This is a genomic window from Faecalimonas nexilis (assembly GCF_059731825.1).
In genome coordinates, this window is record NZ_AP029189.1 from 2,299,430 (window position 1) to 2,318,154 (window position 18,725).

An 18,725-nucleotide genomic window follows, 5' to 3' on the forward strand; every position below is an offset into this window, starting at 1 on the left:
TATTTTATTATAGTCTATAATTCAGGTCTATGAAAGAGAATAATCATAGTTTTTTAAAAAGCGCCGCCTACAATTCCTAAATCATGCAGAATAGATCGCAGTTCTGACAAAATACGTTTTCTTCGATTATAAATAGTCTTCCGGCTACACCCCATAATTTGAGCTGCATCTTTGATTGTTACTTCTTCAAAAAATAGCAAATAAATCAAACGGGCATCTTCCTTTGCCAACTGGGCTATTCCTTCCCGTACTTTTGCTTCATACAACTTGCAAAGTACCGTTTCCTCTGTATCATATTTTTCTTCTTCCAAATCTCCGTATCCATTCAGTGCCTCTAAACTACACACCCCTTGTTTCTTCTGCCTTTCCATCTGGTATCTTTCTTTTCGTCTGGACTGATACCATTCTAAGTATACTTCTCTGGTCACTTCAATCAGTGAACCGTCGGGCATTCTCAATACATAGCTTTTTCTCTCTTTTGGCTTTTTCCCTCGCATTCAGTTTTTCCTCCTCTTATATAGCCTCTTTCCATTCCATACATTTTTTACGAAGCCGAGTGACTGCTCTTGTCAGGATTTTTGATACGGCGGCATGAGAAACACCGAGTTTTTCTGCAATTTCACTTTGAGATTTCTGTTCCCAAAAATACTCGAAAACTACTTCTTTCTGCCGCTCTGTCAGTAATCCAAGTAATTCCTGTATCGTTTCTTTCCTTATCGCTTTTTCCAAAACAGTTGCTTCTAAAGAACCCAAAACTCCCCATTCTTCTGAAACTGCACTATAAGAAATGCTCTTTCTCTGTTGCCTTGTTTCCAGATTTCGGTTGATACGATCTTCACCCTCTAAAATTAAGCGAAGATACCAAGCCTCTTTTTCAAACCATTGCTCTGAAATTTCATTTTGTTCCATCTCATAGCGATAATTCTGACAATCCCAAATGGGAAATACCGTTGCAATACCAGATATTTCATAAAGGGCATATCCATTTTGATAAACGGAAATTTTTACATTCGTAGCAATGCTTTTTGACACAAATATTGTGCCATGTGTTTTTAAATACTTTGCAGTTGGGTAATTTTCTTCCAGAACTGGAACCGGCATGAAATGTTTTAATTCTGCTAATGTAAGCATATCCTGACCACCTTTCAACGGGCAGCCAGAAATACCAGATTGAATGTGTGTTAAGGCAATAGAAAACAGCCCCAGACATACCCGTTTTTTTTTAACGGGACTGGAACCTTCCATAACCCTCTGTTTCTAACTTACTGGATTTCTTACGCTTAGTGTAGCAGTTTCGCTTACTCTTTTCCTCAACGGGTGTGTAGAACCTGACTACTCTTATCCGTAGAAATTTTTAAACGGTTTTTCTCCATACTTTCGATCAAGGCATTCATGGTATGCTTTAAAATCTCCTGCTCATTTTCCTTCAATTCCTGTACTCTGCTGGAAAATGCAGATACCCATATCTCTGTTTCATTTACCTCTGTGCTTACTCCAAGCAGCGTATTTGCATCTACCCCAAGAGCTTTTACAATTTTTTGTAAAATTCCCACTGACATTGCCATCTGTCCCCCTTCAATACGGCTGATTGTATTGGTACTGACACCGGATTTCTCAGCAAGAATTTCCTGTGAAAATTCCCTTTCCTTCCGACACTCCCGAATACGATTTCCCAACATAATTAACTCCTGTGATACTGCCCGGTTTCCCAAAATAGTCCCTCCTTTCTTCTCCAAAATCTCACCTTGCGCCATGATGTCGTAAAGTTCCAAAACGCAAAAAGGCAGCCCTTTTCAGGCTGCCAAACATGCTCAACTCTTATCATCTTCTACTTTATCAACTTTTTTATTGCTTTATAAAGTTGTAATCCCATAAAAACAAACAATAAAAAAAGTTTCCACACTAATACAACTCCCCCTATTATGCCTCCAATCAGCATTTGAAACACCAACATGGCAATCGTGCTCCCCACATCTCTATTTCGTGGAACAATCCATATCTGCATCTTACGGATTCCAAAAGGAATCCCTACCAGTATCCATAATTTTAAATAATCACAGTTTCCTCCTTCCACACAAAATGGATAAAAAATCACTGTCCACAATAACACCTCTGTCACAAAAATCATACGGCAAAAAATTTCCTGCCTCATTTTCCCCATCCTCCTCCGTATAAATCATGGTTTACTTCTGCCTGATAGTAATGATTGATTGTCAAAACAGAATTATAAAGTGCCGTTAAAAGATAGGACTTAATGTTCCCGACTTTCGTTGTATTTTTATTCAGGCAAAGACAGACATACTCAATATGGGCATGTGTCAATTTCATAAACTGGCTTTTTACCAGTGATACTAATTTATCTTCTCCGGCAATCCGGATTTTTCCCTGATCCGGCATTACCATAACTTCTACCATCAATTCCACCAACTCATCAACTTCTTCTCTTGCATGTGGGGTATCATTCCGGAAACACTCATACGAAATGTTTTCCCGAATTATTTCCCGGTATGTATTCCTCTGCTCAATCTCATCTATCGTTTTTTCTTTTTCCGGACAGATAAGATTTGATAGGATATTACCACTCTCCGTTTCATTATTCTCTGTCTTGTTAATATCAGTATTATTAGATTGTGATTTTGGACATTCTTGAATTGTGGTTTTCACAACTCCTGAATTGTGATTTTCATCATTCTTGAATTGTGATTTTGGATATTCCTGAATTGTGGTTTTCACAACTCTTGAATTGTGATTTTCACAATTCTGGAAGTTTTCTTCCCCAGTCCCCTCATTTTCCTGCATTTTTATCTCCATATTTTCTAAAATTTCCTTCTCACCACTCAAATACGGCTCCTTTTCCAACCGTTCTGTTTCTATGTCTATGGGTTCCGCATCTTCTGAATTGTGATTTTCATCATTCTTGAATTGTGATTTTGGAAACTCTTGAATTGTGGTTTTCACAACTCCTGAATTGTGATTTTCACAATTCTGCAAATCTGATATATCACTATTTTCTTCATCATTTTTCTGAACCAAGAAATTCTTTACATAAATTACATTTGGTCTGCCAAGTCCCAACCGCTTTTTTTCAATCAATCCAATCCCTTTTTCACTGTCCAGTTCTTTCAGAAGTTTTACCGCTTTTTGCGTTCCACAGTTTAATAACTCTGCAATTTCCTCTACGGTAAAAATAATGTATACTCTTTCTTCTTCGTCCAGCCAATGATTTTTCATACTGAGGCTCATACGGTCTAATAATAGACCGTAGAGTACTTTTGCTTCACAGGAAAGTTCTTTAAAGCATTCTGCAGTGAACAGAATTTTAGGAACACGGTAAAAACTGTACTGCTCTGCCTCCATTCCCCTATAATAATCAAATTGTATCTTCTCCATGCTCCAATTCCTCCTCTCTGCCATTTTTCCATTCTTCCAGCAAGGTATAAATTACATTCTCTATCTCTTGTTTTGTATATGCAGGTGGAAAATAACTGCTGATTTTCTTCGCTGAAATCGTCACTCCATTCCCACTATTTTTCTTTTTTAATAACAGTCCATATATGACATTTCCGTCCAGTTTTTTCTCTTCACTAAACATCTTGATTGCTTCTGCCTGCGCCGCTGTTGGCATGATTTCACAATTTCTCACTGCCTCCAAAACAAGCTCCTGTTCTTCCCTTGTAAGATAAGATAGTTTTTCTCCTACAATCATAGGAACTTTCTTCACATCAACAAGGTCTAACAATCCGCTGATCAAATTTGCCAGACGAATATACCTCTGAACGGTTCTTCCGCTGTCACCTGCAGTTTCTCCTACCATTTCAGCAGTATATTTTTCCCCTTTACTTCCCTGATGTTTCAGTGCCTCATACTTCATTTTATAAGCGAAGGCTTTTTCACTTGGCAGAATATCCTCTCTTTGTATATTAGTATCCACCATAATCACCGTCGCAGTATCATCATCTATATCCCGAATAATAACAGGCATTTCCTCTAACCCGGCAAGTTCACATGCTCTCCACCTGCGGTGTCCTGCTACTACCTCATATCCGCCATCTGGATAAGGGCGGACGATCCCGGGCATCAAAATCCCATATTGCTTGACGCTCTCTACGGTTTCTTCCATTTTCTCATCGTCCTGCACATGAAACGGGTGATTTTTAAATGGGTGCAGCAAATCAATCGGAACAGAAGTGACTACCTCACCACTTACTGGTTCTTCCTTACCAAACAAATCATCAAAAGAAGAAAGTTTTACTTTTTCTGCGCTCTTACTCCTCATATGCAAGCACCTCCTCTGTCAGAGAAATATATCCTTTTGCTACTATCCCTTTCGGATCATGCAGATAAATACTCTTTCCTTCTGCTGTTGTTTCTGCAGCCCGAACAGACAGAGGAATACAATTCTTAAAAATATGTACTCTTGTTCCGTATACCTGCCGGATTTGTTCGGCTATATCTCTTGCAAAATTTGTCCTTCGGTCAACCTTTGTAAATAAAATTCCCATAATAGAAAGCTGGGGATTTAATTTTCTGTGTACTCTCCCAATCGTTTTAATCAACTGTTGAAGTCCTTTTACCGGAAGATATGCTGCTTCTACCGGGATCAACACATAATCCGACGCTACCAGCGCATTGATTGTGATCATTCCCAGTGACGGCATACAATCAATCAGAATATAGTCATACTCTGCCTTTACCGTATCAAGATATTGTTTTAATATCATTTCTCTGCTCATCACATTCACCAGCGCAGTTTCTAATCCTGCCAGTTCAATATTTGCCGGAATAAAGGCAATGCCTTCATCATGCCAGATAATCCCCTCATTTGGTTCAACATCTTCATCATTGATTACTTTTTCCATGATTGTTACTAAAGTTACTTCCAACTCGTCCGGCTCCTGTATCCCTAAACTTGCAGCCATACTTCCCTGTGCGTCGGCTTCTATTAAAAGAACTCTTTTTCCTTCTCTTGCTAAGCCAATCCCTAAATTGACACAAGTTGTTGTCTTTCCGACTCCACCTTTTTGATTTGCGATTGCGATTACTTTACACATACTTATCTTCCGCCTTTCTTTTCTTCTATCTCTGCATACATACGAAAATATTTTGTAGTTCCTTTATTGGAAAACAGGTCAGATACCTGTAGCACCGCTATCTGAGGATGCTGCTCCAACTTTTCCCGAAACCATCGAATATCTGATTTTGTTCCCTGAACTCTGACTTTTAACATGCTTCTTCTCCTCTAAAAGCAATATTCCGGATAACGAATTTTAATTGCCTCCCAAAAGTATCTCGCATACCCACAGCAAAATAACTCCTCCGGTGTATATCCTGCATACTCCTGTAATTTTCCATCTTCGCTTTCATAGTCATATACGCTTGGCGTCCCGTTACAGTATAAATTAAAAGCCATACGAACAATCCTTACGCTGCCACTGGTCTGCCACCCTTCTTGAAGGCATTCTGTTTTTACATATCCTGTTCTCAAATCGTAAATACAATCTATATTGACTCTTGTATCTTCACTAATCCCAAGACAATAAATCAAGGCTTTGTGATACACATCTTGGCGGCGGCATTTTTTCATATATGTTTGATAAAAGTCTTTGTGTTTCTCGTTTCTGAAGATAATTGTGTTTGTGATTTCTTTCTCTGCTCTTAACGCTGTGTTATTCATATTTTTCCCTCCTGATAGCTTTAACTTTTAGGGTGCTTTTAAATATTCCAGTAATTTGTGTAAACTTCGCTGAAGATTGTGGATATACATTTTACTCGATTTGCATGTTGTGTAATACTCAATTTGATGTGATTTTAGACGGTTTTAGACGGTCTTTAATGATATATTGCCCTTTTTCCCTTTGGCAATAAAAAAAGCCCTGAAAACCTTATAAACACTTGGAAATAGTGTGTTTACAAGGCTCTCAGAGCCTATAAAACTCTAATTAAATTTCAGATTGAAAACTTTGCTTAATTGCCCATCTGTTTTGCTACTTCTTCAGCAAAGTTTTCTTCTTTCTTTTCTAATCCTTCACCTGTTTCGAAACGAACAAATCTCTTAACTGTTACGTTAGCACCGTTTTCTTTAGCTACTTTTTCTACATATTTAGCAACTGTTAAATCACTGTCCTGAACGTAAACCTGATCTAATAAGCAGATTTCTTTCATCTCTTTGTTCAAACGTCCGATAATCATTTTTTCAATGATGTTTTCTGGTTTTTCTGGATTTTCTGTCTTAGCCTGAGCTAATAAGATTTCTTTTTCGTGTTCGATGTAAGAAGCATCTACTTCATCACGAGATACATACTTTGGATACATAGCTGCAACCTGCATAGCTACGTTTCTTAAGCATGATTTGATTTCATCATTTACAACATCTGTATCAGCTTCTACTAATACACCGATTCTTCCGCCACCGTGGATGTAAGATACTACACAACCATCTGTTGTAACTTTTTCAAATCTTCTGATGTTTAAGTTTTCTCCGATTACAGAGATTTTTTCTGTTAAAACATCTTTTACTGTCTTAGAGTTGTCTGCTGCCCATGCTTCGCTCAAGAAAGCTTCGATATCTGTTGTCTCTGTGTTTAATGCCTGATTAGCAACTTCTTCTACGTAGCTTTGGAAATCAGCATTTTTAGCAACGAAGTCTGTCTCTGAGTTTACTTCAACGATTGCTGCTACTTTATCGTCTTTTACAACTGCTTTTACAATACCTTCTGCAGCGATTCTTCCAGCTTTTTTGTCAGCTTTTGCCTGACCATTTTTTCTTAAATATTCGATTGCTGCATCCATATTTCCATCTGTTTCATTAAGAGCTTTTTTACAGTCCATCATTCCTGCGCCTGTCATTTCTCTTAATTCTTTTACCATTTTTGCTGTAACTGCCATGATTCATTCCTCCATAAAATTGTGTGTTCTTTTTAAAAAATGCTTCAACCTGTTCTTAAGGCTGAAGCATTCATGTTCGAAATCTTACGCTTCTTCAGCTGCTTCTACTTCTTCTGCAACTTCTTCGTATACTTCCTCAGCACCTGTTACACCTTGGTTTGCTTCGATTACAGCATCTGCCATCTTAGCAACGATTAATTTAACAGCTCTGATTGCATCATCATTACCTGGAATCACGTAATCTAATTCTTCTGGATCGCAGTTTGTATCAGCGATACCAATCAACGGAATTCCTAATGTGTGAGCTTCCTGTACACAGATTCTTTCTTTTTTCGGATCAACAACGAAGATTGCATCTGGAGCTTTCTTCATGTCTTTGATTCCACCTAAGTTCTTTTCAAGTTTTTCCCATTCTTTTTTGATTTCGATAACTTCTTTCTTAGGTAATACGTCGAATGTTCCGTCTTCAGCCATTCTTTCGATATCTTTTAAGCGGGCGATTCTGCTCTGGATTGTTTTGAAGTTAGTCAACATTCCACCTAACCATCTCTCGTTTACGTAGAACATTCCGCAACGTTCTGCTTCTGTTTTGATTGCATCCTGTGCCTGTTTCTTTGTACCAACGAAAAGAATTGTACCACCTTCAGCTGCGATATCAGAAATTGCTTTGTAAGCTTCGTCTACTTTACCTACAGATTTCTGTAAATCGATAATGTAAATTCCGTTTCTTTCTGTGTAGATGTACTCAGCCATTTTAGGGTTCCATCTTCTTGTCTGATGTCCAAAGTGAACACCTGCTTCTAATAATTGTTTCATTGAAATAACGCTCATGTGTTTTTCCTCCATTTGGTTTTTTACTTCCATATACTTCCCGCCTTGCAACCGCTCTTTTTTATAAAAAGAGTTTGGCACCTGCAAGGATAACCATATATGTGTTTTTTGCAACGTTAGTAGTATACCATATCTAAATGATACATGGCAAGTCTTTTTTACCAATATCTTCGGATTGCTGTAATCGGCTGTGATGATCCCATGTATACGCTCGCCTCTTTTACCGTCTGTCCTTCTGTCGGTGCATGGATTACACGCTCTCCGCCTATGTATATCGCAACATGTCCAGGATAACAGATAATATCTCCCGGAAGCGCATCTGCAAGACTCGCTATACTTTTTCCACCTGCTGCCTGTTCTCCTGATGTACGCAAAATCGAGATTCCCACTGCCTGATGGGCTCTCATGGTAAGTCCGGAACAGTCGATGCCATTATAACTTGTTCCACCATATACATACGGTGTTCCGATATAACTTCTTGCGGCTGCCACAATTGCCTGTCCAACACTTACATCACCGTTTCCTGTATTGTTATTACTGTCATTGTTGCTGCTTCCGCCACCTGAAGTTCCAGAGTCCGGCTGGCTTGGTTTTTCTTGCGGCTGACTATTTCCGCCGCCTGAACTTCCACTGGATGTTCCTCCAGACTGGCTATTCCCAGACGGTTTATTTGACGCCACCTGTTGCTGCTGTTTTTTTGCTTCTTCTTCCGCTTTCTTCGCTGCCTCCTCCGCGGCTTTCTGTGCCGCTATCTGAAGCTGCTCATCTAAATCTGCCACTTCCGTCCTTTTTGCTTCCAATGTCTTGGATAAATTTTCTTTCTGGGTGGAAGATTCCGCCTTCAATTCTTTTAATTTATCCATGTCTTTTTCCAAACCACTTTTTAATGAAGCTACTTCATTTTTTGTCTCTATATATTTTTCCAAATATTCTCTATCTCTGTCATGAACTGCCTGTACATATTCTGCCTGTTTTAACATCTCCGCAATACTGCCCGATTGGAAAATTTTTGTCAACATAGCGCCTGTTCCATTCTCATACATGACTTTAATTCGATATTTCATCTCTGCATACTGCTTCTTTTCTTTTTCCTGTGCAGTCTCTAAATCTGACTTCGCCTGAATGATCTCCTCCCCCTTTGTCGTCATCTGGGCATCTATGTCATTGATCTTTGTCAATATCTTTGTCAAATCTGCTTGAAGCGTGTCTACTTCTTGTTGTGCTTCCTTTTTCTGTGTCTCAAGATTGTCCACACTGTTCGGTTCTGCAAAAACCGGTGATACAATCAAGCTGCTTGCTGTAATCGCTGATACAAGTATTTTTGTAAATTTTTTCATCTTAGTCCCTTTCTCTATTTTTTCTCCCCCTATATAGTTTAATATACTATAAATACCTCCCCTTTTCAATCATTTTCTCCAAACAAAAAAGGCTATGACATAGTCATAACCCTTTCACTCTTCCTACCAGTATCTTCTGAACCAAGGTGATCCGTATACACTCGAAACTTTTACTGTCTGACCAAAGTCCGGTGCATGAATCATCTGTCCTCCGCCTATGTAAATCCCTACATGTCCAGAATAGCACACAACATCTCCAGGTAATGCGGCAGCCATATTGGCAACTGCTTTTCCACCACTTCCTTGAGATCCTGAGCTATGTGGTAAACTTACTCCAATTGCCTTGTGCGCCATCAGCACTAGTCCTGAACAATCCACTCCGCTGTAGCTTTCACCGCCCCACACATACGGAACTCCGATAAAGCTATATGCCGCATCTACAATTGCTTGTCCGCCGCCAGAGTTGCTAGGCGGTACATAATCACTACCACCTCCATTGGAGGTTGTTCCGGAATTCCCACGATTACCAGAGCTTGCTGCCAATGCTCGCTGTCTGTCTTGTTCTGCTTTCTGTGCAGCTTCCTGAATCTGTGCATCAAAATCATCAACTTCTGCTTTTGCTTCTTCAATCGTCGCATTCAAAGTCTCTTTTTGACTTTCAAATTCTTTTTGCTTTTTCTGCTGTTCTTTCTGATCTTCTTCCAAAGATTCTTTTAAGTCAGCAATCTTTTCTTTCGTCTCAACATAGTCTTCCAGACACTTTCTGTCTTTATCATGAACTGCCTGAACATATTCCGCTTTTTTCAGCATCTCAGCAATACTTCCTGATTCAAATACTTTTGTGAGCATAGAACCTGTTCCATTCTCATACATTATCTTAATACGAGCTTTCATCTCTTCGTATTGCGTCTTTTCTTTTTCCTCTGCTTTCTGCAGATCATCTGTTGCTTTTATGATCTCTTTTCCTGTCTGAACGAGCTCTTCCTCCAACGTATTAATCTCTGCCATCAGACTTGCCATCTCATCTTGCAATGTCTCTACTTTCTTCTCCGCTGCTTCCTTATTCTGCTTTAAATCATCGACTGACGGCGCCGCAAAAACAGAACTCACTGTGAGAGAACTTACCAGTAGAGAGGTCAATAAAGTCTTTCCAAATTTGTTCATTATTCCACCTATCCTGAATTTTTTAGTATTTTCTTTACAATCCTCATTACCCCGATTATATAACACTTCATACATTTTTGCAATATTTTTTAATATTTTTGTAATATTCATTTTCCTTTTGCCTTTTCTTCGTAATATATGATATGCTATATTTAAACAAAAAAACACATATCAGGAGGTCAATTATGAATTTTACATTCAATCACAACAACTTAAATGTATTAGATTTGGAAAAATCGCTGGATTTTTACAAGAAAGCGCTTGGTCTTGAAGTTGTTCGCAAAAAAGAAGCTTCTGACGGAAGTTTTATCCTTGCATTCTTAAGCGACAAGACTTCTACTCAGAAGCTCGAACTGACATGGCTTCGTGACTGGGACCGTCCTTATAATCTTGGAGACAATGAATTTCATCTGGCATTTGAGACATCTGATTTTGATGCTGCATTCAAATATCACAAAGAGATGGGATGTGTCTGTTTTGAGAATCCGGATATGGGAATCTACTTTATTTCTGACCCGGATGGATATTGGATCGAGATCATTCCAGCCGAATAACGGAAAACACCATAATAATCGGGAGCGCACGTTTGCTATGAACGAGAGCTCCCAATTTGTATTTTTCTATTTTACATATCTTTTATCAAAACAAACATGCCTGATGCCACTAGTGCACAGAGTACAGTGATAATTCCCATTCGCATCGGCTGCTCCAGCATCCACGCAAATCCGTTCAGTTCAGTCACTACACAAGCTAATATATTCATGGTCATATGCATCAAAACCGGCGCTTTTAACGAGCCGAATTTTTCATAGACATATGCCAAAAGAAGACCGCATATTGTTCCATAAATAATCTGCACCAGATTTCCATGATACAATCCGAAAAACAGCGCAGAATAAATCACTGCCGGAACCATCGGCATAACTTCTCTCAGACGCTTGAAGAGCAGTCCTCTAAAAATCAACTCTTCCATGATCGGAATAACAATGCCAAGACATATGATCTGTACCGGTAAAGACGGAGTGTACAACATCTCCGACGCCTGTTTATAGCCCTCACTCACTTCTGAGAGATTGCTCAAAAGCAACAAATTGTTAACCCCTAGCGCAACCGGTATACTGATTCCGACAATCAAAATATATTTTCCAAAAGCCGCTTTTTTTTGCGGTGTAACTCCACTTTCTTTTTCCAGCTTCCGGTCTTTTCGAAACATCCACGCAAGAATCGGTATCGTACAAAGCGCAGCCAATGCGCTAATCTGTGTTGCATATTTCAAAACACCATCTGTCAGCTCCACCGTCTTTTGCATCAACTCTTCCTGGCTGGACACCGCTTGAAATGTCTCCGGATGCACAAATATCGCATACAGAAAAATCACAACTGCCTCCACCACAAATGCAACCGCCATTTTTACAATAATCGGACCGATCAGTCTCCAAATCCGCTGTCCAGGACTTCTTTGCTGCACAGTTCCACTTCCTTTCGAATTTCTTCTTCTCTTCCCGCCAAAGAACCTTGTACCATCTCTGGTTTTCCACCGCCTCTTCCGCCGAATTTCTCATTTAATCGTTTTGAAAATATTCGTGTATCACAACTTTTACTTCCAATCACATAGCGATAGCCATCTTTTTCATCTCCCGCAAATACAGCTCCAATCGAAGCACCGTTTTCTATGATAAGGTTTGTCAATTCTCTCGGCGCATTTCCCTCAAGCTCTTCCTCAAACCAAACGACTACTTCTTGGGATTGTGGAATCTGCTCCACCTTATAGACAAGAAGCTTTTGCTGAAGCTGTGAAACCTTCGCTTTTCCAGATGAAATCTCTTGCTTTAATCTGGTGACTTCTGAAAAGACTTCCTCCTCCGGGGCTGACAGCAAAACAGAAATTTTTTTCACACTCTCTGCTTTCTGCTCATAATCCTGAAGTGCCCGGAATCCACAGAGCATGGAAATTCGTACGCCACCTTTATAATTCTGCACATTCAAAAGCTTGATCAATCCAATCTCCCCAGTCTTTTTGACATGCGGTGCACAACAGGCGCACACATCATATCCTGGTATCTCCACAATGCGTACCTGCCCTTCAATCTCAATCTTACTTCTGTAAGCAATTGAATCTAATTCCTCTTTAGCGGGATACAACACCTTGATATCCAGACTCTTCACCACTGCTTCATTGGCTTTTCGCTCGATCACTTTTAATTCTTCTTTAGAAATGCTGCCGTTGAAATCCATTGTAATGGCATCTTTTCCCATGTGGAACCCGACATTGTCATAGCCATATACCGCATGTACAATCCCTGATACAATATGTTCTCCGGAATGCTGCTGCATCTTGGAAAACCGTTCTTCCCAGTCAATCGTGCCCTGTACTGTTTTTCCTATTTCCAAAGATTGGTTCGTCTTATGGTAAATGATTCCGGCTTTTTCCTGCACATCTGTCACTTTTGCATCATCTAGTCTCCCGGTATCTGCGTATTGTCCCCCTCCCTCAGGAAAAAAGGCAGTTCTGTCAAGAACCACCTCATATACTTCCCCTGATTGTTCGCACGAGACAACCGTTGCCGAAAAGGTTACCATATGACTATCTTCATAAAATAACTTTTCTGTCATATCCTACATCCTTTCCGGAGCCTCAAAACCAAGCATGTCAATACATGCCTCCAATGCCCGTTTTGTAATCAGCAACAATGCGATAAATCCTGCTTTTCGGTCTTCATTCTCTTCTGAAAGAATCTTCGTCTCATGATAGAAGCGATTGAATGCATTCGAAAGATCATAAATGTATGCACAGATTTTATGTGGTGCAAGTTCTTCAAATGCTGTCTCAATGACATTATTAAATTTTGCAACCTCCAGCATCAATGCTTTTTCACTCTGTGTCTGAGGTTTTTTCATCTTGCACTTGGCTGCATCTTTTCCACTTTCTGCATATTTTGCAAGAATTGATTTGATACGCACAATCGTATATAAATTGTACGGTCCTGTATTTCCCTCGAACGAGATAAATCTTTCCACATCAAACACATAATCCTTCGCAGCCTGATTTGACAAATCTCCGTATTTCATGGCAGAAAGCGCAACCATCTGTGCTGTCTTTCTCGCCTCTTCTTCGGACATCGTACGGTTCTCTGCAATTTTTTTATACATCTCCTCATTGATGTCATTGATCAGACTCTCCAGACGCATCACTCCGCCGTCTCTCGTCTTAAATGGTTTTCCGTCTTTTCCGTTCATTGTACCAAATCCAATGAACTTCAATTCCATATTCTCATTGATGATCTTTGTCTTTTTCGCGCAACGGAATACCTGCACAAAATGCAGTTCCTGACGCTTATCTGCAAGGTAGATCACCTCATCCGGATGATACAGTTTCTCACGTTCGATCAGTGTGGCAAGATCTGTCGTATCATACAATGCCGCTCCGTCAGATTTTAAGATCATACACGGCGGGATCTCTTTTGTATCGTTCTCTTCTTTGACATCTACGACAAGCGCTCCCTGATCAATATGTGCATAACCTTCTTTTTTCATATATTCTACCATCTCCGGAATATATGGCTGCGCATCTGCCTCGCCTTTCCAAAGATCAAATTCCACGTTCAATGCACCGTAATTCTTTTTTAAATCCGCAACAGAAACATTCATAATGTGTTTCCAGATTGCAGTGTATCCTCTATGCCCGTTCTGCAATAAGAATGTCGCCTGCAATGCTTCTTCTTTATAATCTTCATGTTCTTTTGCGTATGCGCTCGCTGTCGGATAAATCTCTTCCAACTCGGTGATCGTAAACGGTGATTCTTCTGGATATTCTCCTTCAAACTGATCGTCAAAATATGGAAGCTCCGGTTTTCTCTTTTTCAGCTCGGTGATGACAAGTCCCATCTGGTATCCCCAGTCTCCAAGATGCACATCTCCAATCATCTTATGTCCGACATATTTCCCGATTCGTTTTACACTTTCCCCAATTACCGCTGAGCGAAGATGTCCTACATGAAGCGGCTTTGCAACATTCGCTCCGCCGTAATCCACAATGATCGTCTTCTGCTTTGTCGGCTCTTCCACACCAAGTTTTTCCTGCTCTGACATTTTTCCTAAATAAGAAGCGACAAACTCACCGTCCAGAATAATATTGATAAATCCTGGATTGACCGCCTCCACCTGCTCAATGCAAACACTTTCTTTTAATACTTCAACCACATCATTGGCAATCATGATCGGTGCTTTCTTATAAGCTTTTGCCGCCGCCATCGCGCCATTACACTGATATTCACACAAATCCGGTCTGTTTGACAATGTAACCTTTGCATATTGTTTATCATATCCTGCTTTCTCAAAGGCAGCTTCCAATTCAAATGTTAAAATATCTGCTATTTTTTTCATAGTTCCTCCTGCTTTGCATCTGCTCTATTTCGTTCATATTTTTTCTTATACTTCCTTATTTTAGCACAAGGATTTCATTGCAACAACCATATATTTGCAAAAGATTTCGTTCGTTATTGTATTTTCTTTTCTTCCATGATATATTTAGGAACGATTACTATTATTGAAACTTAAATATACTATATTATGAAAGTGAGGAAACATTATGAAAATAGGCTCTCATGTAGGTATGAGTGGCAAAGAGATGCTGCTTGGTTCAGCAAAAGAAGCCGTCTCATACAACGCCAATACCTTTATGTTTTATACAGGCGCACCCCAAAATACGCGCCGAAAAGATATCAGTGAATTAAATATTGACGCGGCATGGGATTACATGTCCGCTCACGGAATTGACGAAATCGTTGTGCATGCACCGTATATCATCAATCTTGGAAATACAATCAAACCGGAAACCTTTGAGCTGGCAGTAGAATTTTTGCAGCTAGAATTGGAGCGAACAGAAAGCTGTAAAAGTCACACTTTGATTCTCCATCCCGGCGCACACGTAGGCGCTGGAGCAGATGCCGGAATTGCACAAATCGTAAAGGGATTAAACACTGTCCTGACCAAGGACACGAATTGTAATATTGCCTTAGAGACGATGGCAGGAAAGGGAACCGAGATCGGACGGTCTTTCGAAGAACTTGCACGCATCTACGACGGTGTTGTCCACAACGAAAAGCTGCGCGTCTGCTTTGATACCTGCCATACACATGACAGTGGCTATGATATCATTCACGATTTTGACGGAGTCATCAACCATTTTGACAAACTCATAGGCAAAGAGCAGATTGCCGTCTTTCACATTAATGACAGCAAAAATATACGCGGTGCTTCCAAGGATCGCCATGCCAACATAGGTCTCGGCGAAATCGGCTTTGATGCACTCTCCTATATCGTGCATCACAAAGACTTCAAAACAGTGCCAAAGATTTTGGAGACACCTTATATTCCATCTACAGAGAATCCCAAAAAATCTTTCGCACCTTACAAACACGAAATTGAAATGTTAAAAACCAAGACATTCTCTTCTATCCTTTAAGATGATTATTTTACCTTCCTCTTGACTTTCTCTTCTTCTAATTGTAATATTGTATTATATATTTAATACAAAGTGAGGTGATTCTTAAATGCCATGGGAACTAAGCAATGACCGACCTATTTATCTGCAGCTTATGGAACGTATACAAATGGATATTGTATCGGGCAAATACCACGCTGGTGACAAGCTTCCTTCTGTACGCGATCTCGCAATAGAAGCTGCTGTAAATCCAAACACGATGCAAAAAGCTTTATCAGAACTGGAACGTGTTGGTTTGGTATACTCACAGAGAACGAGTGGACGTTTTATTACGGAGGACGCAACTATGATAAAAGAACTAAAACAGCATCTTGCCAATGAACATATCTTAGAATTTTTCGAAAAAATGAAACAACTCGGTTTTCGAGAAGAAGAAGCTTTACAACTTATGGAAGAGAGAATAAAGGGGGAAAAATAGATGAATCCTATTTTGGAGTGCAGAGGACTTACCAAAAATTACGGAAGCTTTACTGCATTATCGAACTTAAATCTATCTCTGGACAGAGGACAGATTATCGGTCTTTTAGGACCAAACGGAAGCGGAAAGACAACATTGATCAAACTCATCAACGGTCTGCTCGTTCCAACAGATGGACGCATATTGATCGACGGGGCAGAACCATCTGTCACCACACGAAATATTGTCTCTTACCTTCCGGAACGGACATACTTAAGCGACTGGATGAAAGTAAAAGAGATTGTCTCTTATTTCAAAGACTTTTATGAGAATTTTGATGAGAAACGTGCCTATGAGATGCTTGCACATTTGCAGATTGATTCAAATGCAAGACTCCGCACCTTTTCCAAAGGGACAAAAGAAAAGGTACAATTGATTTTAGTCATGAGCCGCAATGCAGATTTGTACGTATTGGACGAACCAATCGGCGGTGTTGATCCGGCAGCACGTGATTATATACTGAACACCATTCTTACAAACTATAATGAAAATGCTACAATATTGATCTCTACACATTTGATCACAGATATTGAAAACATTTTAGACCGTGTTCTTTTTCTTCAAAACGGGCACATTGCACTCAATACAAGTGTAGATGACATCCGAATTGAGCACGGAAAATCCGTAGATACATTATTCAGGGAGGTATTCAGATGTTAAGTAAATTAATTAAACACGAATTTCGGGCACTCTCCCGATTTTTACTTCCGATTCATATTCTTTTGCTGGTTGCCTGTCTGATTGGACGATTTATGTTTCAGGCGATGGCCACGATGGATCTGCCAAATGTGATATTGATTGTCTCATTTGTATTCCTGATCTCCATCTGGATCGTTGTACCATGTGCGACATCTATTTTAATTGTAGTACGCTATTATAAAAGCCTGTATACCGACGAAGGATATCTGACACTGACACTTCCGGCGACAAGAGGACAGCTTCTGTTTTCCAAAGCATTTGCAGCATGCGTCTGGAGTATTTTAGATCTCGCAATCGTCATCGCAGGACTTGCAATTGTGGTTATCATACCACAGGTTTATCAAAACTCTGCAGAGGCGCTTAATGAGCTAGAAAAAGCATTGGAGATGTCACCAAGCCTGTTTTTCTGGTCAACTGTCGGAATCTCTGTTGTCGGATGTTTTGGGAATGTGGCACTTTACTATTTTTCAGTATCTATCGGGCAGCTCCTTTCTTCGCACAGAGTGCTCGAAGCAATCATTGCTTACTTTGCAATTTCAACAGTTTTTTCTGTATTGATGCTGATCGTCATGTTTGCAGTTGGATATGATCCATTTTTGAGCGCTTCCTCTGATTCGCTTGCCACAACAGCATTCTTAAGTTCTTATAAGGCAAGTGCCATCCTATGTATCCTGGAAACATTCCTGTTCTTCGGTGGTACATACTACTTACTAAAGAAAAAAACAAATCTCAACTAAAAAACAGGGACAAGGGTTCTTTTTGAAACCCTCGTCCCTATTTTTATCAAAATACAACCTGAATCAAAAACATATACAGCACCGTTCCAGCCCCGATACTGAGCAGATTGTTTCGTTTCCACACATGCAGTGCCGCAACCGTGGCCACAGCAATCAACTCCGGAACACCATGCGGTGCCTCCCGCACCGGTGTACTTTTTAAACAATATACAACAAGCATCCCGATCACTGCCGGTGTCAATACTTTTCCAAGATACTGTATCGTCTCTGGAATCTCTTTTCCTTTTGGAAAGACCAAAAAAGGAGTAACTCTCGTTGCAAATGTAGTCAGTGCAACCGCCAAAATAATCAAAATCGAAATTCCCGCACTTACCGGCATCCTTCTTCCTCCTTATCCAATCTCTTTTTCCCCACAAACAATATAAGAACAATCAAAAGCATCGACGGCAATACAAAACTGTCCGCGCCAAAAATCTGCAGACAAACAAACGCTCCCACAACACCGATCACCGCCGGTATCCGGTTCTTTTTCTCCATCCATTGTTCAATAAAGATCACAACAAACAATGCCGTCATTGCAAAATCAATTCCCTCTGAATTGATCGGAAGAAGACTTCCCACCAAACCACCGATTGCAGAACCAATCACCCAATAAGATTGATTCAAAAGTGCGATCGCCAAAAGAAACTTTTCTTCCGCTACTCCCTGAGGCACTTTTGTCGTACAAAGCAATGAGTACGTCTCATCCGTCAAGCTAAAAATCATATACCATCTTGATTTGCCCATTTTATTAAATTTTTCCAAAAGAGAGATTCCATAAAACACATGTCTGACATTCACCATAAATGTCAAAAAAATGACTTGTAAAAAAGAAATACCCGGCACGAAAAAATTCACTGCCAGGTATTGTCCAGAACCTGCATATACAAGCAGACTCATTAATATCGCCCATACGAAAGAATATCCCTTTTCTGCATACATCACACCAAACGCAATTCCTATAAACAAATATCCCGTCAACACCGGAATTGTATAAGGAAATGCTTTCTTAAATGCTTGCCTATGTTGTGACATTTCTCTTCCTCTATCCTACACTTTATATCATTCTCAAA

General features: G+C 39.9%; 23 protein-coding genes. 5 read left to right on the forward strand and 18 right to left on the reverse strand.

The genetic code is table 11. The annotated features are described in order from the left end of the window. Positions 1–53 precede the first annotated feature (53 nt). The 13 genes from AC6I5B_RS11720 to AC6I5B_RS11780 all read right to left on the reverse strand — a co-directional run bounded on the left by AC6I5B_RS11720 (position 54) and on the right by AC6I5B_RS11780 (position 10,217). Positions 54–497 (reverse strand): RNA polymerase sigma factor, encoded by a 444-nt coding sequence (locus AC6I5B_RS11720; protein ID WP_101879811.1) that lies wholly within the window; start codon positions 495–497, stop codon positions 54–56. A gap of 16 nt (positions 498–513) precedes the next feature. Next, the gene (locus AC6I5B_RS11725; protein WP_101879812.1) at positions 514–1,131 is read right to left on the reverse strand and encodes a sigma-70 family RNA polymerase sigma factor; all 618 of its coding nucleotides are present in this window, start codon (positions 1,129–1,131) and stop codon (positions 514–516) included. Positions 1,132–1,310: 179 nt separating this feature from the next. Continuing rightward, a complete protein-coding gene (locus AC6I5B_RS11730) occupies positions 1,311–1,712 on the reverse strand; it encodes a helix-turn-helix domain-containing protein (RefSeq protein ID WP_242953062.1) in 402 nt (133 codons plus the stop codon). A 116-nt stretch (positions 1,713–1,828) separates the two neighbouring features. Continuing rightward, positions 1,829–2,152 (reverse strand): DUF6050 family protein, encoded by a 324-nt coding sequence (locus tag AC6I5B_RS11735; protein WP_101879814.1) that lies wholly within the window; start codon positions 2,150–2,152, stop codon positions 1,829–1,831. Then, the gene (locus AC6I5B_RS11740; protein ID WP_101879815.1) at positions 2,149–3,390 is read right to left on the reverse strand and encodes a replication initiator protein A; all 1,242 of its coding nucleotides are present in this window, start codon (positions 3,388–3,390) and stop codon (positions 2,149–2,151) included. Before AC6I5B_RS11740 ends, AC6I5B_RS11735 begins: the two co-directional genes overlap by 4 nt. Continuing rightward, positions 3,371–4,276, reverse strand: a complete 906-nt coding sequence (locus AC6I5B_RS11745) for a ParB/RepB/Spo0J family partition protein (RefSeq protein WP_101879816.1) — start codon at positions 4,274–4,276, stop codon at positions 3,371–3,373. The genes AC6I5B_RS11740 and AC6I5B_RS11745 overlap by 20 nt, the downstream gene beginning before the upstream one ends. After that, positions 4,266–5,051, reverse strand: coding sequence for a ParA family protein (locus AC6I5B_RS11750; protein WP_009461710.1), 786 nt, complete (start codon positions 5,049–5,051; stop codon positions 4,266–4,268). Before AC6I5B_RS11750 ends, AC6I5B_RS11745 begins: the two co-directional genes overlap by 11 nt. A gap of 2 nt (positions 5,052–5,053) precedes the next feature. Further along, positions 5,054–5,227, reverse strand: coding sequence for a hypothetical protein (locus tag AC6I5B_RS11755; RefSeq protein ID WP_004611644.1), 174 nt, complete (start codon positions 5,225–5,227; stop codon positions 5,054–5,056). A gap of 12 nt (positions 5,228–5,239) precedes the next feature. After that, positions 5,240–5,674 (reverse strand): DUF6075 family protein, encoded by a 435-nt coding sequence (locus AC6I5B_RS11760; protein WP_101879817.1) that lies wholly within the window; start codon positions 5,672–5,674, stop codon positions 5,240–5,242. A gap of 290 nt (positions 5,675–5,964) precedes the next feature. After that, a complete protein-coding gene (gene tsf, locus AC6I5B_RS11765) occupies positions 5,965–6,885 on the reverse strand; it encodes a translation elongation factor Ts (protein ID WP_004611338.1) in 921 nt (306 codons plus the stop codon). Positions 6,886–6,969: 84 nt separating this feature from the next. Continuing rightward, positions 6,970–7,716, reverse strand: a complete 747-nt coding sequence (rpsB, locus tag AC6I5B_RS11770) for a 30S ribosomal protein S2 (RefSeq protein ID WP_022250631.1) — start codon at positions 7,714–7,716, stop codon at positions 6,970–6,972. Positions 7,717–7,874: 158 nt separating this feature from the next. After that, positions 7,875–9,053 (reverse strand): NlpC/P60 family protein, encoded by a 1,179-nt coding sequence (locus tag AC6I5B_RS11775; protein WP_459632800.1) that lies wholly within the window; start codon positions 9,051–9,053, stop codon positions 7,875–7,877. 123 nt (positions 9,054–9,176) lie between these two features. After that, positions 9,177–10,217 (reverse strand): C40 family peptidase, encoded by a 1,041-nt coding sequence (locus AC6I5B_RS11780; RefSeq protein WP_071144750.1) that lies wholly within the window; start codon positions 10,215–10,217, stop codon positions 9,177–9,179. A gap of 185 nt (positions 10,218–10,402) precedes the next feature. On the opposite strand from AC6I5B_RS11780, the gene AC6I5B_RS11785 reads away from it, so the two are divergent. Beyond that, positions 10,403–10,771 carry a VOC family protein gene (locus AC6I5B_RS11785; RefSeq protein ID WP_071144290.1) on the forward strand — a complete coding sequence of 123 codons (369 nt, stop codon included), beginning with the start codon at positions 10,403–10,405 and terminating at the stop codon, positions 10,769–10,771. Positions 10,772–10,842: 71 nt separating this feature from the next. Here the strand turns inward: AC6I5B_RS11785 and AC6I5B_RS11790 are convergent, their stop codons facing one another. The 3 genes from AC6I5B_RS11790 to argS are packed head-to-tail and all read right to left on the reverse strand — an operon-like array spanning position 10,843 to position 14,600. Next, positions 10,843–11,685 (reverse strand): CPBP family intramembrane glutamic endopeptidase, encoded by an 843-nt coding sequence (locus tag AC6I5B_RS11790; protein WP_022250626.1) that lies wholly within the window; start codon positions 11,683–11,685, stop codon positions 10,843–10,845. Then, positions 11,646–12,830 carry an alanyl-tRNA editing protein gene (locus tag AC6I5B_RS11795; RefSeq protein WP_004611344.1) on the reverse strand — a complete coding sequence of 395 codons (1,185 nt, stop codon included), beginning with the start codon at positions 12,828–12,830 and terminating at the stop codon, positions 11,646–11,648. Before AC6I5B_RS11795 ends, AC6I5B_RS11790 begins: the two co-directional genes overlap by 40 nt. 3 nt (positions 12,831–12,833) lie before the next feature. After that, positions 12,834–14,600, reverse strand: coding sequence for an arginine--tRNA ligase (argS, locus tag AC6I5B_RS11800; protein ID WP_004611345.1), 1,767 nt, complete (start codon positions 14,598–14,600; stop codon positions 12,834–12,836). Between the two features lie 205 nt (positions 14,601–14,805). Here argS and AC6I5B_RS11805 point away from each other — a divergent pair, with 205 nt between their 5' ends. The 4 genes from AC6I5B_RS11805 (at position 14,806) to AC6I5B_RS11820 (ending at position 17,613) form a co-directional block, all read left to right on the forward strand. Further along, the gene (locus tag AC6I5B_RS11805) at positions 14,806–15,681 is read left to right on the forward strand and encodes a deoxyribonuclease IV (protein ID WP_022250624.1); all 876 of its coding nucleotides are present in this window, start codon (positions 14,806–14,808) and stop codon (positions 15,679–15,681) included. Positions 15,682–15,769: 88 nt separating this feature from the next. Continuing rightward, a complete protein-coding gene (locus AC6I5B_RS11810) occupies positions 15,770–16,138 on the forward strand; it encodes a GntR family transcriptional regulator (RefSeq protein ID WP_004611347.1) in 369 nt (122 codons plus the stop codon). Then, complete coding sequence (locus tag AC6I5B_RS11815; protein WP_004611348.1) at positions 16,139–16,837, forward strand: ABC transporter ATP-binding protein; 699 nt, start codon at positions 16,139–16,141, stop codon at positions 16,835–16,837. Continuing rightward, on the forward strand, positions 16,831–17,613 hold the full coding sequence (locus AC6I5B_RS11820) for a hypothetical protein (protein ID WP_497773363.1): 783 nt from the start codon (positions 16,831–16,833) through the stop codon (positions 17,611–17,613). Before AC6I5B_RS11815 ends, AC6I5B_RS11820 begins: the two co-directional genes overlap by 7 nt. A gap of 46 nt (positions 17,614–17,659) precedes the next feature. On the opposite strand, the gene AC6I5B_RS11825 is transcribed toward AC6I5B_RS11820, so the two are convergent. Further along, entirely contained in the window at positions 17,660–17,992 is a 333-nt protein-coding gene (locus tag AC6I5B_RS11825; protein ID WP_004611350.1) for a branched-chain amino acid transporter permease, read from the reverse strand. Further along, on the reverse strand, positions 17,983–18,687 hold the full coding sequence (locus AC6I5B_RS11830; protein ID WP_144166834.1) for an AzlC family ABC transporter permease: 705 nt from the start codon (positions 18,685–18,687) through the stop codon (positions 17,983–17,985). Before AC6I5B_RS11830 ends, AC6I5B_RS11825 begins: the two co-directional genes overlap by 10 nt. Positions 18,688–18,725 lie beyond the last annotated feature (38 nt).

What these genes read in the sequence shown, in the direction of transcription:
- AC6I5B_RS11720 (WP_101879811.1), bottom strand. Translation starts at nt 497, where the DNA reads ATGCGAGGGAAAAAGCCAAAAGAGAGAAAAAGCTATGTATTGAGAATG.
- AC6I5B_RS11725 (WP_101879812.1), bottom strand. Translation starts at nt 1,131, where the DNA reads ATGCTTACATTAGCAGAATTAAAACATTTCATGCCGGTTCCAGTTCTG.
- AC6I5B_RS11735 (WP_101879814.1), bottom strand. Translation starts at nt 2,152, where the DNA reads ATGAGGCAGGAAATTTTTTGCCGTATGATTTTTGTGACAGAGGTGTTA.
- AC6I5B_RS11740 (WP_101879815.1), bottom strand. Translation starts at nt 3,390, where the DNA reads ATGGAGAAGATACAATTTGATTATTATAGGGGAATGGAGGCAGAGCAG.
- AC6I5B_RS11745 (WP_101879816.1), bottom strand. Translation starts at nt 4,276, where the DNA reads ATGAGGAGTAAGAGCGCAGAAAAAGTAAAACTTTCTTCTTTTGATGAT.
- AC6I5B_RS11750 (WP_009461710.1), bottom strand. Translation starts at nt 5,051, where the DNA reads ATGTGTAAAGTAATCGCAATCGCAAATCAAAAAGGTGGAGTCGGAAAG.
- AC6I5B_RS11755 (WP_004611644.1), bottom strand. Translation starts at nt 5,227, where the DNA reads ATGTTAAAAGTCAGAGTTCAGGGAACAAAATCAGATATTCGATGGTTT.
- AC6I5B_RS11760 (WP_101879817.1), bottom strand. Translation starts at nt 5,674, where the DNA reads ATGAATAACACAGCGTTAAGAGCAGAGAAAGAAATCACAAACACAATT.
- tsf (WP_004611338.1), bottom strand. Translation starts at nt 6,885, where the DNA reads ATGGCAGTTACAGCAAAAATGGTAAAAGAATTAAGAGAAATGACAGGC.
- rpsB (WP_022250631.1), bottom strand. Translation starts at nt 7,716, where the DNA reads ATGAGCGTTATTTCAATGAAACAATTATTAGAAGCAGGTGTTCACTTT.
- AC6I5B_RS11775 (WP_459632800.1), bottom strand. Translation starts at nt 9,053, where the DNA reads ATGAAAAAATTTACAAAAATACTTGTATCAGCGATTACAGCAAGCAGC.
- AC6I5B_RS11780 (WP_071144750.1), bottom strand. Translation starts at nt 10,217, where the DNA reads ATGAACAAATTTGGAAAGACTTTATTGACCTCTCTACTGGTAAGTTCT.
- AC6I5B_RS11785 (WP_071144290.1), top strand. Translation starts at nt 10,403, where the DNA reads ATGAATTTTACATTCAATCACAACAACTTAAATGTATTAGATTTGGAA.
- AC6I5B_RS11795 (WP_004611344.1), bottom strand. Translation starts at nt 12,830, where the DNA reads ATGACAGAAAAGTTATTTTATGAAGATAGTCATATGGTAACCTTTTCG.
- argS (WP_004611345.1), bottom strand. Translation starts at nt 14,600, where the DNA reads ATGAAAAAAATAGCAGATATTTTAACATTTGAATTGGAAGCTGCCTTT.
- AC6I5B_RS11805 (WP_022250624.1), top strand. Translation starts at nt 14,806, where the DNA reads ATGAAAATAGGCTCTCATGTAGGTATGAGTGGCAAAGAGATGCTGCTT.
- AC6I5B_RS11810 (WP_004611347.1), top strand. Translation starts at nt 15,770, where the DNA reads ATGCCATGGGAACTAAGCAATGACCGACCTATTTATCTGCAGCTTATG.
- AC6I5B_RS11815 (WP_004611348.1), top strand. Translation starts at nt 16,139, where the DNA reads ATGAATCCTATTTTGGAGTGCAGAGGACTTACCAAAAATTACGGAAGC.
- AC6I5B_RS11820 (WP_497773363.1), top strand. Translation starts at nt 16,831, where the DNA reads ATGTTAAGTAAATTAATTAAACACGAATTTCGGGCACTCTCCCGATTT.
- AC6I5B_RS11825 (WP_004611350.1), bottom strand. Translation starts at nt 17,992, where the DNA reads ATGCCGGTAAGTGCGGGAATTTCGATTTTGATTATTTTGGCGGTTGCA.
- AC6I5B_RS11830 (WP_144166834.1), bottom strand. Translation starts at nt 18,687, where the DNA reads ATGTCACAACATAGGCAAGCATTTAAGAAAGCATTTCCTTATACAATT.